This window comes from Klebsiella sp. WP8-S18-ESBL-06, from assembly GCF_014169755.1.
GTDB lineage: Bacteria > Pseudomonadota > Gammaproteobacteria > Enterobacterales > Enterobacteriaceae > Kluyvera > Kluyvera ascorbata_B.
Genome location: NZ_AP022256.1, coordinates 2,351,916 through 2,367,545 on the forward strand (window position 1 = coordinate 2,351,916; position 15,630 = coordinate 2,367,545).

The 15,630-nt window shown below is 57.6% G+C and carries 11 protein-coding genes and 1 riboswitch; of the genes, 4 read left to right on the forward strand and 7 right to left on the reverse strand.

Translation table 11 applies throughout. From position 1 onward, the window contains the following. The first annotated feature begins 12 nt into the window (after positions 1-12). From H7R76_RS11230 to H7R76_RS11240, 3 genes are all read left to right on the forward strand, one after another. Positions 13-1,665, forward strand: coding sequence for an ABC transporter permease (locus H7R76_RS11230; protein ID WP_182967797.1), 1,653 nt, complete (start codon positions 13-15; stop codon positions 1,663-1,665). A gap of 78 nt (positions 1,666-1,743) precedes the next feature. Further along, entirely contained in the window at positions 1,744-2,589 is an 846-nt protein-coding gene (gene nhoA / locus H7R76_RS11235; RefSeq protein WP_182967799.1) for an N-hydroxyarylamine O-acetyltransferase, read from the forward strand. 101 nt (positions 2,590-2,690) lie between these two features. After that, positions 2,691-3,479 (forward strand): MBL fold metallo-hydrolase, encoded by a 789-nt coding sequence (locus tag H7R76_RS11240; protein WP_182967959.1) that lies wholly within the window; start codon positions 2,691-2,693, stop codon positions 3,477-3,479. A gap of 47 nt (positions 3,480-3,526) precedes the next feature. Here H7R76_RS11240 and H7R76_RS11245 read toward each other — a convergent pair whose 3' ends face one another. The 7 genes from H7R76_RS11245 to H7R76_RS11275 all read right to left on the reverse strand — a co-directional run bounded on the left by H7R76_RS11245 (position 3,527) and on the right by H7R76_RS11275 (position 13,892). Next, on the reverse strand, positions 3,527-4,540 hold the full coding sequence (locus H7R76_RS11245; protein WP_182967801.1) for a magnesium transporter: 1,014 nt from the start codon (positions 4,538-4,540) through the stop codon (positions 3,527-3,529). A gap of 54 nt (positions 4,541-4,594) precedes the next feature. Next, a riboswitch (M-box (ykoK) riboswitch) is annotated at positions 4,595-4,778 on the reverse strand. Between the two features lie 194 nt (positions 4,779-4,972). Then, a complete protein-coding gene (gene narI / locus H7R76_RS11250; protein WP_064545526.1) occupies positions 4,973-5,653 on the reverse strand; it encodes a respiratory nitrate reductase subunit gamma in 681 nt (226 codons plus the stop codon). Next, positions 5,650-6,345, reverse strand: a complete 696-nt coding sequence (narW, locus tag H7R76_RS11255) for a nitrate reductase molybdenum cofactor assembly chaperone (RefSeq protein ID WP_106926983.1) — start codon at positions 6,343-6,345, stop codon at positions 5,650-5,652. The genes narI and narW overlap by 4 nt, the downstream gene beginning before the upstream one ends. Beyond that, positions 6,345-7,871: a nitrate reductase subunit beta gene (narH, locus tag H7R76_RS11260; protein ID WP_106926985.1), complete on the reverse strand. Its 1,527-nt coding sequence runs from the start codon at positions 7,869-7,871 to the stop codon at positions 6,345-6,347. Before narH ends, narW begins: the two co-directional genes overlap by 1 nt. Next, a complete protein-coding gene (locus H7R76_RS11265; protein WP_182967803.1) occupies positions 7,868-11,608 on the reverse strand; it encodes a nitrate reductase subunit alpha in 3,741 nt (1,246 codons plus the stop codon). Before H7R76_RS11265 ends, narH begins: the two co-directional genes overlap by 4 nt. 136 nt (positions 11,609-11,744) lie before the next feature. Continuing rightward, positions 11,745-13,133 (reverse strand): NarK family nitrate/nitrite MFS transporter, encoded by a 1,389-nt coding sequence (locus H7R76_RS11270; protein ID WP_106926989.1) that lies wholly within the window; start codon positions 13,131-13,133, stop codon positions 11,745-11,747. A 177-nt stretch (positions 13,134-13,310) separates the two neighbouring features. After that, complete coding sequence (locus tag H7R76_RS11275; RefSeq protein WP_106926991.1) at positions 13,311-13,892, reverse strand: TetR family transcriptional regulator; 582 nt, start codon at positions 13,890-13,892, stop codon at positions 13,311-13,313. A 121-nt stretch (positions 13,893-14,013) separates the two neighbouring features. Here H7R76_RS11275 and H7R76_RS11280 point away from each other — a divergent pair, with 121 nt between their 5' ends. Then, the gene (locus H7R76_RS11280) at positions 14,014-15,510 is read left to right on the forward strand and encodes an MFS transporter (protein WP_182967805.1); all 1,497 of its coding nucleotides are present in this window, start codon (positions 14,014-14,016) and stop codon (positions 15,508-15,510) included. The last annotated feature ends 120 nt before the right edge of the window (positions 15,511-15,630 follow it).

Here is a 15,630-nt window from a genome sequence, read left to right on the forward strand (position 1 = left end):
CTGGAACCTCGGGTGAAACAAAAATCCCTCTCTCTCGTCACCCTCATCGCTTTGGTGGTGCTGGTGGCATTGCCGCTCTTTTTTATCCTGTTACAGGCTATTTTCCCGCAGTTCAGCGCCGGTTCGCTGCATCAGCCGTTTAGTGGGATTACGGCTTTACTGAGCGACCGGCAGTTGATGCCGATGCTCGGCGGAACCTTATGGATTGCCTGCGGCGTGGCGTTGATGAGCGTGATTGTCGGCCTGCCGCTCGGCGTGCTGCGCGGGCTGTTTAACCTGCCGCTGCCGAAACTGTGGGATCTGCTGTTCTTAATTCCGTTCCTCACGCCACCGTATATCGCTGCGCTGTCATGGATGCTGGTGCTCCAGCATAACGGTTACCTGCAGCAGTTGACCGGTTGGGATCTGAACGATCTGCTGTTTAGCCGCACCGGGATCGTGCTGGTGATGACCCTGAATATCTTCCCGGTGGTCTATTTTGCCGTCTCCCGCAGCCTGCTGGCGAGCGGGCAGCGGCTGGCAATTGTTGCACGGGTTCACGGGGCGAGCGCCTGGCGGGCATTCTGGCACGTCACGCTGCCGATGCTTTCCCCGGCGCTGGCGGCGGGGATGCTGCTGGCCTTTACTCTGGCGATTGAAGAGTACGGTGTGCCCGCGGCGCTTGGCTCGCGGGCGGGCGTGGTGATGCTCACCGTGGGCATTGAGAAAAAGCTCGCGGACTGGCCTATCGATCTCACCGGTGCGTCGCTGCTGTCGGTGCTGCTGATTACCGTGGCGCTGCTCGCCTGGTGGTTACAAAAACGGCTGACGGGAACGACGGAGGTCACCAGCGTCACCGGAAAACCCGGGGAGAACAGCGGGGCGTCGCTCGGTGTGATGACGCTACCTGCGTTGCTGGTGATGGGCGGCGTTGGTGGCCTGGCGGTTCTGCTTCCCGGCGCATCGATGGTCGCAACCAGCCTGATGGGGACGCTTTCCGGCGGATTGAACATGGGCAACTTTACGTTGAAGCACTTTAGCGCGCTGTTCGCGCAGCAGGGCGATGCGCTGTCGGCGCTGGGCACTAGTTTATCGCTGGCGCTGGCGTCGGCGCTGATTGTCGGCCTGCTCGGGCTGGTGGCGGCCTGGCTGGTGCTGGTACAAAAAATCAAAGGCAGCGCACTGATTGATGCGCTGTCGCTGATGCCAGCGGCGTTGCCGGGAGTGGTGGTGGGCGTTGGGTTGATTCTATTGTGGAATCAGCCGTTCTGGCCGGTCTCACCTTACAACACGTGGTTTATGCTGCTGCTCTCTTATTGCTGTCTGTTACTGCCGTGGCCGGTACGCTATGTCGGCAGCGCGCTGCGTCAGTTGGGGAATAATCTGGAGCCCGCGGCGCGGGTGCACGGCGCATCGCCGTGGCTGGCGCTACGGTTGATTGTCCTGCCGCTGGTGTTTCCGGCGCTGCTGGCGGCGATGCTGATGGTGTTTGCCGTTGCTTCCCGTGAACTGGTGACCTCGTTGCTGCTGGCACCGGCGGGGACGCAGACCGTAGCGGTGTTTATCTGGCGGCAGTTCGAGCAGGGTTCGGTCGGCCAGGGGATGGCGATGGCGAGCCTGACGCTGTTCGTCGGGCTGGGGTTAATGCTGACCGCGCTGGGGTTAATGCAGCGAAGTACACGGTAGGTTAACCGATCGCACAAATCGGTCAGTGGAGCGGGCAAAATAGGTTATAAAGAACGGACACCAACGCTGGAGGCATTGATGACCCCTTTCCTAAGCGCCTATTTTGCTCGTCTCGGTTGGACGGGAACCCCTGACGTATCCATTGAGACGCTGCGCAGTCTGCATATCCACCATAACAGCGCCATTCCCTTCGAGAACCTTGACGTGCTGCTGCCGCGCGAGATGCACCTCGACGATCAATCGCTGGAAGATAAGCTGGTTCACGCACGCCGTGGCGGCTACTGTTTTGAACAAAACGGTCTGTTCGAGCGCGCGCTGCGCGAACTGGGTTTCCACGTGCGCAGCCTGCTGGGCCGCGTGGTGCTATCGCATCCGCCGCAGATGCCGCCGAGAACCCACCGCCTGCTGCTGGTGGACGTTGACGGCGAGCGCTGGATTGCCGACGTCGGCTTTGGCGGGCAGACGCTGACCGCGCCAATCAAGCTGCTGGCGGATATCACCCAGACAACGCCGCACGGCGACTATCGTCTGCTGTATGAAAATCAGGAATGGATTTTACAGTTCAGCCACCACGATCACTGGCAGTCGATGTATCACTTCGATTTAGGTCGTCAGTATGCGTCAGATTACGTGATGGGCAACTTCTGGTCGGCGCACTGGCCTCAGTCGCATTTCCGCCACCATTTGCTGATGTGTCGTCACCTGCCGGACGGTGGCAAAATGACGCTGACCAACTTCCACTTTACCCACTGGGATAACAACCACGTGGTCGAGAAGATAGATTTCCCGGACGTGCCCGCGCTGTACGAGGCGCTGCAAACCCGCTTCGGGCTTGGTGTGACCGATCCGAAATATGGCTTTAGCGTTAGCGAGCTGGAAGCCATAATGGCGGCATTCGACACCCACCCCGAAGCCGGGAAATAACCCGTAGCCCGGCCGAGGCGTAGCCGACGCCGGGGTTTGGCACCGAGACGCCCCGGCGGCGCTTCGCTTTGCCGGGCTACGAAATGTTCAGGGATGAGATGATGGCATTAACTATCCATGTATTGCTTGAAAACCACCTGGCTCGTGGTGCCGATAGCGGACTCCGAGCCAAAGCGGGACTAAGCCTGCTGCTTGAGGATGAAACCACCTCGATTCTTTTCGACACCGGCCCCGATGACAGCTTCCAGTACAATGCCGAACGCATGGGGATTTCGCTGGATAACCTCACGGCGACGGTGCTTTCACACGGTCATTACGACCATTGCGGCGGCGTGCCTTGGCTGCCGGATAACAGCCGCATTATTTGCCACCCGACCATTGGCAACGAGCGCTATGCCGCGCTGAACGTGGCGGGGCGCAGCCATAAAATCAAAAAGCTGTCGCTGGAGATTGATTACGCTCGCCATCGTATGGAGTACACCCGCGCGCCGCTGCACATTAGCGACCGTTTTATCTGGTCAGGCGAAATAGCCGTTGATAGCCCCAAAGCCTACGGGGTGACCGGCGATCAAACGGATTACGTGATTGATGAGGGGGTGTTGATTTATCTGTCCGAACGCGGGCTGGTCATTATTACCGGCTGCGGGCATCGCGGGATTATCAACATCGTGCGGCACTGCCAGCAGATTACCGGCATCGACAAGGTTCACGCGATTATCGGCGGTTTTCATCTGCGCAGTGCTTCACCGCGCACGCTCTGGCAGGTCAGGCAATTTTTACAGCAGCTTAACCCCGATAAAATCATGGGCTGCCACTGCACCGGCGCGTGGGGAAAACTGTGGCTGCCGGAGGTTATCTCCCCGGCAACCGGCGACACCTTCACCCTGTAGACCGACGTCGCTTCGCTTGGCCGGGCTACGGAATGAGAGGCTTCGCGCTAGCTTAACCCTAAGAAATGCTGGGCGATTTTGAAGTAAATAATCAGCCCGGTGCCGTCAATCAGCGTGGCGATAAACGGCGCGGAAACCACCGCCGGGTCGATGCCGACGCGTTTGATGACCAGCGGGATCACCGAGGAGACGATCGCGCTCCAGATGGTAACGCACACCAGCGTCAGGCTGACGATAAAGGTGATTTCCGGGCCAATGCCCATGATCCATGCTCGCAGGCAGCCTGCCGCGCCGAGCGTGATGGCGACCAGCATCGCCGTCGACATCTCTTTACGCAGAATTCGCCCCAGATCCCTTAAGCCCACTTCGCCTAGCGCCATGGCGCGCACCAGCGTCGAGGTGATTTGCGTACCGCTGTTGCCCCCGGTGCCAATCAGCAACGGGATAAAGAAGGCTAGCGCAATGGCGGACTCCAGCGCCTCTTCAAAGTGCTGAATCACGGTGCTGGTGTACGCTTCCGCGATAAACAGCAGCAGAAGCCAGACGGCGCGTTTTTTCCACAGCGTAACCGGGCTAATCTCCAGATACGGTTTTTCCAGCGGCAACGTCGCCCCCTGAAGCTGCGCATCTTCGGTGATTTCATTGGCTAACAGCTTATCAATTTCTTTTTCATTGAGGCAGCCGATAAGCTTGCCGTTTTCAATCACCGGTAGCAGCGTCAGGCGGTGCTTTTCGATAAGCTCCGCGGCCACGTCGCGGGTATCGTCCGGGCCGACGTGGAATAGGGTGGTGGTCATCAACTGCGCGACCGGCTGATGATCGTCGGACGCTTGTAACAGCGCGCGAGTCGATAATATTCCACGCAGGTTGTCGCCGGAAACCACGAATACGGCGCAGGGGAAATGATCGTCATTTAATTGTCGCAGGAACATCTCGCGCGCTTCTTTTACGCTGAGTGGTTCCGGCAACGAAATAAACGTTTTCGACATGTAGCTTGAGATAATATCGCCCGTAGCCGGGGCAGTTGGGTAGTGCGGCGCAGTGGCATGAATATAAGACATCAAAATGTTCCCTATAGAAATTCTATATAGGGCGAACAAAACTGGAAATGCTGAGAAGAATCCCTACGTCCCGGTTTTAGCACTGAACAACGTATCTGTACGACCTTGAGCCGTCAGAAGTTATCTTGGCAACACCTTGATTCGATGGATGCCTGTATTTCCCTGTGATGGTCTCTCTCGATACCACCAGGGCGATAACTTATGTTTATTCAGGAGCCTCGCCATAACAAGATTATTAATTACGATGCTGAGTGAATTTATATTCCCCGCGTACTTTCAGGCACGCTGGTAAATTCAACGAGCGTAATATAGCGCGTTATTATTCATTGTGGTGGTGAAAGATAAAGTGGTTGAGATTAGGTTTAGTATTTTGTTTGTGGCGTAAAAAACCCGGCGTCGCGATGCTCGGCCGGGCTACAGGGATTAAAACGGTTATCGGCGTGAGCGCACGACCTGATAACGGCGGGTCAGGTATTCCACCGGCGCGCTCCAGACGTGCACCAGGCGGGTGAACGGGAACAGCAGGAAGATGGTCATGCCGAGCACCAGATGCACGCGGTAAACCCAGGCTACGCCGTCCAGGTGCGCCGATGCGCCGCCGTGGAAAGTGACCACCGCCTGCGCCCAGTCCACCAGCTTCAGCATTTCGCTGCCGTCAGGGTGCTGCGCGGAGAACGGAATGGTGGTCAGGCCGAGGCAGCATTGGATCAGCAAAATACTGAGGATCAGAATATCCGCCGTCGATGAGGTTGCGCGAATGCGCGGGTTGAACAGACGACGAATCAGCAGACCAGCGCCGCCGACCAGCGTCATTACCCCACAGGCACCGCCGAGAATCATCGCCATCAGCTGTTTCTGCGACAGCGGCAGCCAGGATTCATAGACCCAGTGCGGCGTCAGCATGCCGAAGAAGTGGCCGAAGAAGATCCCCAGAATACCGACGTGGAACAGGTTGGACCAAATCACCATTCCGCGCTTGTCGAGCATCTGGCTGGAGGAGGCGCGCCACGTGTACTGACCGTAGTCGTAGCGCAGCCAGCTGCCCAGCAGGAACACCGTGCCGCAGAGGTAAGGGTAGATATCGTAAAAAAAGACGTTGAGGTACTGTATCATTTCGGGCCTCCCGCACGGACGTCGACATACTGTGGCGCCACGTCCTGGCTAAAGCGTCGTTGATAACTTTGCAGCGGGGAACTGTCACAGGCGGTGGCGTTATCTTCGATAAACTTCACCTGTTCTTCTTCCCAGACTGCGTCCAGCGCCTGACGGGTATCATCTCGCGCTTCACCCGCCACCTGTTTTGTGACACTGTCACTTGATAATGATGTTTTCGCCAATGACAGCAGGGTGTCGAACAGCTGATACCACGGTGCCTGACGCTGTTTCAGCCGCCCGCCAATCAGCGCCAGAATCGGCGCCACGTTTTGCAGGCCTTCCTGCGCCTGAGCCTGTGGCAGAATGCTGAGATACTCAAGATAGAGCGGCAGATGGTCAGGCAGTTCGCGGCAGTCGAGCTGCAAACCGGCCTGTTCATACTGCGACATGAGCTCAACCATCGCCTGACCACGGTCGCGGGATTCCGCATGCACGTGCTCAAACAGCATGAGTGACGTCGCGCGCCCGCGCTCGAAAATCTCGCACCATTCAGCCTGCTTATCAAGCAGCGAGGCCGCCAGATGTTGTTCAAGGAAGGGACGCAGCGCCGGGGCGTCGCTGTCAATCAGCGCAAACAGCTCCGCCTTGTTGTCCCAGCTTAGCTCATCGGGGTACTCCAGCAGCAGCCCGATGATTTTCAGGACTCGCATTAGTCTTTCTCCCCGATGTTGATGGCATCAATACGGTGGCTGTTAAACAGGTTGAACTTGGTGTCCGACCCGTGACAACCGTCGCCGAAGGTGAAGCCGCAGCCCTTGCTTTCCGGGAAGGCATCTTCCGCCATTTCACGATGGCTGGTGGGGATCACGAAACGATCTTCGTAGTTGGCAATCGCCAGGTAGCGGTACATTTCTTCAACCTGTTCGACGCTTAAGCCCACTTCTTCCAGCGCGCGCGTGTCGGTGACCCCTTCAACGGTCTGCGAGCGTTTGTAGTGACGCATGGCCATCATGCGTTTCAGCGCGCGCAGCACCGGGCCGGTGTCGCCCGCACTTAGCATATTTGCCAGGTACTGTACCGGAATACGCAGGCTTTCGACCGCTGGCAGAATGCTGTCGGTTTTCGGCAGGCCGCCTGCGTCCGCAACGGACTGAATCGGCGACAGCGGCGGCACGTACCAGACCATTGGCAGGGTACGGTATTCTGGATGCAGCGGCAGCGCCAGCTTCCAGTCCATCGCCATTTTGTATACCGGCGAACGCTGGGCGGCGTCGAGGGTGTTCTGGGTGATGCCTTGTTTTAGCGCTTCTTCAATCACCGCCGGGTCGTGTGGGTCGAGGAACACATCGCACTGGCGTTCATAAAGATCGGTTTCTTTCTCGGTGCTGGCGGCCTCTTCAATGCGGTCAGCATCGTACAGCAGCACGCCCAGGTAGCGGATGCGGCCAACGCAGGTTTCCGAGCACACGGTCGGCTGGCCGGACTCGATGCGCGGGTAGCAGAAGATGCATTTTTCCGACTTGCCGCTCTTCCAGTTGAAGTAGATTTTTTTGTACGGGCAGCCGCTGATGCACATACGCCAGCCGCGGCATTTGTCCTGATCGATCAGCACAATGCCGTCTTCTTCACGCTTGTAGATAGCACCGCTTGGACAGGTGGCAACGCAGCTTGGGTTCAGGCAGTGTTCGCACAGACGCGGCAGGTACATCATGAAAGTGTTTTCAAACTGACCGTACATTTCCTTTTGCATTTCCTGGAAGTTATGGTCGTGGGCGCGCTTTTCAAATTCGCCGCCGAGCAGTTCTTCCCAGTTCGGGCCCCATTCAATTTTGTTCATCCGCTGCCCGCTGATCAGCGAGCGCGGGCGGGCGGTTGGCAGATGTTTGCCTTCCGGCGCGTTGTGCAGATGCTGGTAATCGTAGGTGAACGGCTCGTAATAGTCGTCAATCCCCGGGATCAGCGGGTTGGCGAATATTTTCGACAGCACGCCAATGCGCCCGCCGAGGCGCGGCGTCAGCTTACCGGATATACCGCGTACCCAACCACCTTGCCACTTTTCCTGGTTTTCCCAATCCTTCGGGAAACCGATGCCCGGTTTGGTTTCCACGTTGTTGAACCACGCATATTCCATGCCTTCGCGGCTGCTCCAGACGTTTTTACAGGTCACGGAGCAGGTATGGCAGCCAATGCATTTATCAAGATTTAACACCATCCCAACCTGCGAGCGAATCTTCATTTTGCCGCCTCCTGTACCTGGTCATGGCCTTCATCGTCCAGCCAATTAATATTTTTCATTTTGCGGATCATAATGAACTCATCGCGGTTCGAACCGACCGTGCCGTAGTAGTTAAAGCTGTAGGCAAGCTGCGCATAGCCGCCAATCATATGGGTAGGTTTCGGGCAAATACGCGTGACCGAGTTGTGGATACCGCCGCGTCGACCGGTGACCTCCGAGCCTGGAATATTCATCAGACGCTCCTGGGCGTGATACATCATGGTCATGCCCGGCGGCACGCGCTGGCTGACCACCGCGCGGGCGGTCAGCGCACCGTTAGCGTTGAAGGCTTCAATCCAGTCGTTATCGGCAATGCCCAGTTCTTTGGCGTCGGTTTCACTCAGCCAGACGATCGGCCCGCCGCGCGACAGCGTCAGCATCAGCAGGTTCTCGCTGTAGGTGGAGTGAATACCCCATTTCTGGTGCGGCGTCAGGAAGTTGAGCGCCTTTTCCGGGAACCCGTTTGGCGGTATTGCGTTCATCTGACTGACGCTGCGGGTATCGATAGGCGGACGGTAGGCCACCAGGCTTTCGCCGAAGTCGCGCATCCACGGGTGATCCTGGTACAGCGACTGACGGCCGGAAACGGTACGCCATGGGATCAGCTCGTGTACGTTGGTGTAGCCCGCGTTGTACGAGACATGTTCATCTTCCAGACCCGACCAGGTGGGGCTGGAGATAATTTTACGCGGCTGCGCCTGAATGTCGCGGAAGCGGATCTTTTCATCTTCCTTGTTGAGCGCCAGGTGCGCGTGTTCGCGGCCGGTAAATTCCGCCAGCGCTTCCCAGGCCTTCACGGCTACCTGACCGTTGGTTTCCGGGGCGAGGGCGAGGATCACTTCTGCGGCATCTATCGCGGTCTCAATACACGGGCGGCCTTTGGCCGGGCCGTCGAGCTTGACGTAGTTGAGCTTGCCGAGGAAATCGACTTCGGTCTGGGTTTTCCAGCCAATGCCTTTACCGCCGTTGCCGAGTTTATCCATCAGCGGCCCCAGCGAGGTAAAGCGCTCGTAGGTGGCCGGATAGTCGCGCTCGACGGCGATGATATTCGGTGCGGTTTTGCCCGGGATCAGGTCACATTCGCCTTTGCGCCAGTCCTGGATCGCAAACGGCTGGGCCAGTTCTGCCGGCGAGTCGTGCTGTAACGGTTGCAGCACGACGTCGGTTTCGGTCCCCAGATGGCCCTGGCAGATGCCCGAAAATGCTTTGGCGATGCCTTTGTAGATCTCCCAGTCACTTTTCGATTCCCACGCCGGGTCGACGGCGGCGGAAAGCGGGTGGATAAACGGGTGCATGTCTGACGTGTTCATGTCGTCTTTTTCGTACCAGGTGGCGGTCGGCAGGACGATATCGGAGAACAGGCAGGTGCTGGACATGCGGAAATCGAGCGTCACCAGCAGATCCAGCTTGCCTTCAAGGGCTGCAGTCTGCCACTCGACCTCTTCCGGTTTAACGTCATCGGTCGAACCCAATTCTTCCCCCTGAATACCGCTGTCCGCACCCAGCAGGTACTTCAGCATGTATTCATGTCCTTTGCCGGAAGATCCCAGCAGGTTAGAGCGCCAGATGAACATGTTGCGCGGATGGTTCTGCCCGCTATCCGGCTGTTCACTGGCAAAACGGATGTCGCCGGACTTCAGCGCCTGCACGGTGTACGCCTGCGGCGTCATGCCGGCGGCTTCGGCTTTGGCTTTCAGACTCAGCGGGTTGAGGTTGAGCTGCGGTGCAGATGGCAGCCAGCCCATACGTTCGGCGCGAACGTTAAAGTCGATCAGATGGCCGGTATATTTCGCCGGATCGGCCAGCGGGGAAAGCAGTTCCTGCGCGGTCAGCTTCTCGTAGCGCCACTGACTGGCGTGATTGTAGAAGTAGGAGGTACTGTTCATCTGACGCGGCGGGCGGTTCCAGTCCAGCGCAAATGCCAGCGGCAGCCAGCCGGTTTGCGGGCGCAGCTTTTCCTGGCCCACGTAGTGTGCCCAGCCGCCGCCGCTCTTACCAATACAGCCGCAGAACACCAGCATGTTGATCATGCCACGGTAGTTCATGTCCATGTGGTACCAGTGGTTAACCCCGGCACCGAGGATGATCATCGAACGACCATGGGTTTTGTGCGCAGTGTCGGCAAATTCGAGGGCGATTTTCTCGATGTTTTTCCGCGAGACGCCGGTGATATGCTCGGCCCAGGCCGGAGTATAGGCTTTGACATCGTCGAAACTGGTGGCCGCCAGCGCATCGTCCAGCCCGCGATCGAGGCCGTAATTCGCCAGGGTCAGGTCATAAATACTGACGACCAGGCGTTGGCTGCCGTCGGCCAGCGTCAGCGCCTTTGCCGGAAGCTTGCGTACCAGAATCGGGTCCTGCTTCACGCTACGGAAGTGCGGATTTTCATTGCCGCCAAAGTAGGGGAACGCCACTCCGGCCACGGTATCGCGGCTGTCGAGCAGGGAGAGCGTCAGTTCAACCTCCTGACCGGCGGCCTGTGATTCGAGGTTCCATTTCCCTTTTTCACCCCAACGGAAGCCGATAGAGCCGTTAGGGGCGACCAGCTCACCGTCGCTGCTGTAGGCCACGGTTTTCCATTCCGGGTTGTTACTTTCGCCCAGACCATCGACCAGATCGGCGGCGCGCAGCATACGGCCTGCGGTATAGGTACCGTCTTCACGGCTATCGAGCATCACCAGCATCGGCATGTCGGTATAGCGGCGGCAGTAGTTGATAAAGTAATCGCTGGGGTTGTCGAGATGGAACGCTTTGAGAATCACGTGCCCCATCGCCATGGCCAGCGCGCTGTCGGTACCCTGTTTCGGTGCCAGCCACTGGTCGCTCAGCTTGGCGACTTCGGAGAAGTCCGGCGTAATGGCAATGGTTTTGGTGCCTTTATAGCGCACTTCCGTGAAGAAGTGGGCGTCCGGAGTACGCGTTTGCGGCACGTTCGAGCCCCAGGCGATGATATAGCTGGAGTTATACCAGTCGGCGGACTCGGGCACGTCGGTCTGCTCGCCCCAGGTCATCGGCGAAGCCGGCGGCAGGTCACAGTACCAGTCGTAGAAGCTCAGACAGGTGCCGCCAATCAACGACAGATAGCGCGTGCCGGCGGCGTAAGAGACCATCGACATTGCCGGGATCGGCGAGAAGCCTGCGACGCGGTCCGGGCCGTAGGTTTTGATGGTCCAGACGTTAGCGGCGGCAATCAGCTGGTTGAGCTCTTTCCATGATGAACGGACAAAACCGCCTTTCCCACGCGCTTCTTTGTAGCGACGGGTCTTCTCAGTGCTTTGCATAATGCTGTCCCAGGCGATGACCGGGTCCGGATTTTGTGCCAGCGCTTCGCGCCACAGCTCAATGAGCTTTTTACGCGCCAGTGGATATTTCAGCCGGTTGGCGCTGTAGAGATACCAGGAATAACTTGCGCCGCGCGGGCAGCCGCGGGGTTCGTGGTTAGGCAGGTCAGGGCGGGTGCGCGGGTAGTCGGTTTGCTGTGTCTCCCAGGTCACCAGTCCGTTCTTCACGTAAATCTTCCAACTGCATGAGCCGGTACAGTTCACCCCGTGCGTCGAGCGTACGATTTTGTCGAACTGCCAGCGCTGACGGTAGCTATCTTCCCAGTCACGGTTATTGTCATAGACCTGCCCGTGACCATTGGCAAAGGTTTCGCCTTTCTGCTTAAAGTAGCGAAAGCGATCCAGTAGTTTACTCATGACATTCCTCCTGCTCCGATAATGTCCGGCATCGTGCCGTTCCGGATGGCGACGCTCGCGCGCCTTATCCGGCCTACAAGTCCGCTCGACCCCGTAGACCGGATAAGTCGTGAGCCGCTATCCGGCAAATTTCTCGTTATTGTTTTGCCGGTGCGCGGCGGCCATAGACCAGCCATGTCACCAGCACGCAGACGACGTAAAAAACAAAGAACACTTTCATGGCGCCGACCGGTGAACCGGTCATGGCTAAAGAGGTACCGAACGCTTTCGGGATAAAGAAGCCGCCGATAGCGCCGATGGCGGAGATAAATCCAAGCGCGGCAGCCGTATCGGTCACCGCTTCGTGCTGCGCCTGCTCATCGGTGCCACCGCGTTTTTTCACGCTCTCAATGGTTATCTGGCGGAAGATCACGGCAATCATCTGGAAGGTGGAGCCGCTGCCGAGACCGGCGGTGAGGAACAGCCCCATAAACACCACGTAGAAAGCGAGGAAGCTGCCGGAGCCGCTGCCGGGCAAGGTCAGGAACAGCAGACCGGTAAAGACCGCCATCAGGACGAAGTTCACCAGCGTCACCTTCACGCCGCCCAGACGATCGGAAATGACGCCGCCAAACGAACGCGCCAGCGCGCCGATAAACGGCCCGAAGAAGGCCAGCTTGAGGATGTTAACGTCAGGGAACTGGGTTTTCGCCAGCATGGCAAAACCGGCCGAGAAGCCGATAAATGAGCCAAAGGTGGCGAGGTACAGCAGACTGAGCAGCCACATATGAGGGCGTTTCAGTACCGGGAGCTGATCGCGTACCGAGGCTTTTGAGCTGGCGATGTCGTTCATGCCAAACCATGCGGCGATCGTGGCAATGACCAGCAGCGGTACCCAGATGATGGCGGCGTTGCTCAGTGCCAGCGTCGAGCCATCTTCCTGAGTTACGCCATGGACGCCGATAAAGGTGAACATCGGCAGAAAGATCACCACAGGCGCCACCATCTGCATCACGCTCACGCCCAGGTTACCTAAGCCGCCGTTCACGCCAAGCGCGCTGCCCTGTTTGGCTTTTGGGAAGAAGAAGCTGATGTTACCCATGCTGGAGGCAAAGTTAGCACCGGCGAAACCGCACAGTAACGCGATGGTGATAAATACCCAGAATGGAGTAGCGGTGTTTTGGATGGCAATGCCTAACCAGATGCAGGGGATAACCAGGATCACCGTGCTTAATACGGTCCAGTAACGCCCGCCAAATATAGGTACCATAAAGGAGTAGGGCACGCGCAAAATAGCGCCGGAGAGAGAAGGTAGTGCGGTTAATAAAAATAGCTGGTCGGTAGTGAAATTAAATCCTACTTTGTTGAGATTTACCGCAACGGCGCTAAATAACATCCAGACGCAGAAGGCGAGTAATAAGCAGGCTACGGAAATCCACAGATTTCTCCTGGCAATTGACTTGCCTTTATTTTCCCAGAAGGCGGGATTTTCAGGTCTCCAGTCTTTTAAAAGATAATGATTCTCTTTCTCATTTTTTGTCGCCATATTACCCTCGGAAGCCACGTCATAAAAAAGAAACAAAGGAAAAACAGCGAAGTAGGTAGGGAGGAGTTATTATCGCCAGGCCGTTTTATCTCTTTATCGTTGAAGAATAGATAAAAAAAACGCGTTGTAAGAAAACGCGTCGTGAATAAAACGTTGTGAATTGTTACTAAATGTAAATTAAGCAGGGTTAAGCTCTATCGAAATATAATGCTTTATATAGCGAGTGAAAATTTCATCGCTTATTTCTGCCATGCCCAGGGCATAAATACCATCCAGCCCGCAAACCAGCGCAATCAGGCGCCAGGCAATATCGTCTGCGTTATCAATTGGCCGAAATTCATTTGCTTGCGTGCCCAGTAAAATGAGATTGACGGTTTCCTGATGCCACATGTCCATCGTCAGCAGATACGCCCCTTTGATGTCGCTGTCGCTGTCTGCCAGCAGCTGTGCTTCCCGCCATAGGCGGATATACGGCTCCAGCCGTCGATCGTCGCTGCCCACCATGGAAAACAGGCGTTCGTACCAGCTGGCGTCATCGCTGACCAGCGGCATATCCAGCATTTCGCGTATCAGCCTGACAAAAGCCAGCGCCTTGAGTTCGCCTATGGAGGCGAAGTGGTGATGGACCTGGCCGCTGGCGACGCCGGCCACGGTGGCGATATGGCGTACGGTCATCGCACTGAGCCCACCGTTCAGCGCAACCTGCATCGCCGCTTTGAGGATCACTTCCCGTCGTTCTTCACGCGTTAAATAGTTCATTTTTAATTGTTTAAGGAGTGTTTAGCTGAGAATAACAAAAAATTGGACACGCGTTCAACAATCCGGCAGGATCCTTTTTCTGGACGCGTGTCCAATTTCAAAATAACGAGAGGAACAAACGATGTCTCGCCAGTGGTTAACGCTGATGGCTATTTTGCTGGTCTATATCCCGGTGGCAATTGATGCCACGGTGCTGCATGTGGCAGCGCCGACGCTAAGCGGAGCGCTGGGTACCAGCGGCAATGAGCTGCTATGGATCATTGATATCTACTCATTAGTGATGGCCGGGATGGTGCTGCCGATGGGCGCGCTCGGCGATAAAATTGGCTTTAAGCGCCTGCTACTGCTCGGTAGCGGGCTGTTCGGGCTGGCGTCGCTGGCGGCGGCATTTTCATCGACCGCGCTGGCGTTGATTGCCGCGCGTGCGATGCTGGCGGTTGGCGCTGCGATGATCGTACCCGCAACGCTTGCCGGTATTCGCAGTACCTTTGCTGAAGCTAAACACCGGAATATGGCGCTCGGGCTGTGGGCGGCGGTGGGTTCCGGCGGTGCGGCCTTTGGCCCGCTGGTCGGGGGGCTGCTGCTGGAGCACTTTTACTGGGGATCGGTCTTCCTGATTAACGTTCCCATCGTGCTGGTGGTGATGATTATCGGCGCGCGCATGGTGCCGCGTCAGCCTGCGCGTCGCGAGCAGCCGCTGAACCTGACCCAGGCGCTGATGCTCATTGCCGCCATTCTGATGCTGGTCTTCAGCGCCAAATCGGCGCTCAAAGGGCAGCAGGCCGTGTGGCTGACCACGCTGGTGGCCGTGGTGGGGGCCGCCATGCTGTATACCTTTGTCCGTCAGCAGCTGGCGGCCACCCGGCCGATGATTGATATGCGGCTGTTTACCCACCGCATCATCTTAAGCGGCGTGGTGATGGCCATGACCGCGCTGGTCACGCTGGTGGGCTTCGAATTGCTGATGGCGCAGGAGCTGCAGTTTGTGCACCAGAAAACGCCGTTTGAAGCGGGGATGTTTATGCTGCCGGTCATGGTGGCCAGCGGATTCAGCGGGCCAATAGCCGGCGTACTGGTGTCGCGTCTGGGTTTACGCCAGGTCGCCACCGGTGGTATGACGCTGAGCGCGCTGAGCTTCCTTGGGCTGTCCGTCACCAATTTCAGCACTCAGCCCTGGCAGGCATGGGGGCTAATGGCGCTGCTGGGCTTTAGCGCCGCCAGCGCGCTGCTGGCGTCTACCTCCGCCATCATGGCCGCTGCGCCTAAAGAAAAAGCGGCAGCGGCCGGGGCGATAGAAACCATGGCCTATGAGCTGGGTGCAGGGCTGGGTATTGCGCTGTTTGGCCTGATTCTGACCCGCAGTTACGGCGCCGCGATTGTGTTGCCTGCGGGGCTGGAAAGTGAAAACGCCGTGCGGGCCGCGTCGTCGATTGGCGAAGCGATGCAGCTGGCGCAGTCGCTACCCGCCATACCGGCTCAGGCGTTGGTTGACGCTGCGCAAACTGCCTTTATCAGCGCTCATAGCGTTGCGCTGGCAACGGCGGGTGTGCTCCTGTTGCTACTGGCGGCAGGGATCTGGCGCGGGCTCGCCAACGCCCCGGAGGCGGCCCGATCGTGAGGCGATGGTGCAGCCGTCGCCTTTTTACAGTGTACATATTTGAACGTTTACACTACAATTGACATTAAATGTACAGCCTGTTTTTACGGCGATGTACGGTAATGATGTCCGGGAGGAACG

Excerpts from the sequence above, each read along its gene's own strand:
- nhoA (WP_182967799.1), top strand. The coding sequence starts at position 1,744 with ATGACCCCTTTCCTAAGCGCCTATTTTGCTCGTCTCGGTTGGACGGGA.
- H7R76_RS11240 (WP_182967959.1), top strand. The coding sequence starts at position 2,691 with ATGGCATTAACTATCCATGTATTGCTTGAAAACCACCTGGCTCGTGGT.
- H7R76_RS11245 (WP_182967801.1), bottom strand. The coding sequence starts at position 4,540 with ATGTCTTATATTCATGCCACTGCGCCGCACTACCCAACTGCCCCGGCT.
- narI (WP_064545526.1), bottom strand. The coding sequence starts at position 5,653 with ATGATACAGTACCTCAACGTCTTTTTTTACGATATCTACCCTTACCTC.
- narW (WP_106926983.1), bottom strand. The coding sequence starts at position 6,345 with ATGCGAGTCCTGAAAATCATCGGGCTGCTGCTGGAGTACCCCGATGAG.
- narH (WP_106926985.1), bottom strand. The coding sequence starts at position 7,871 with ATGAAGATTCGCTCGCAGGTTGGGATGGTGTTAAATCTTGATAAATGC.
- H7R76_RS11265 (WP_182967803.1), bottom strand. The coding sequence starts at position 11,608 with ATGAGTAAACTACTGGATCGCTTTCGCTACTTTAAGCAGAAAGGCGAA.
- H7R76_RS11270 (WP_106926989.1), bottom strand. The coding sequence starts at position 13,133 with ATGGCGACAAAAAATGAGAAAGAGAATCATTATCTTTTAAAAGACTGG.
- H7R76_RS11275 (WP_106926991.1), bottom strand. The coding sequence starts at position 13,892 with ATGAACTATTTAACGCGTGAAGAACGACGGGAAGTGATCCTCAAAGCG.
- H7R76_RS11280 (WP_182967805.1), top strand. The coding sequence starts at position 14,014 with ATGTCTCGCCAGTGGTTAACGCTGATGGCTATTTTGCTGGTCTATATC.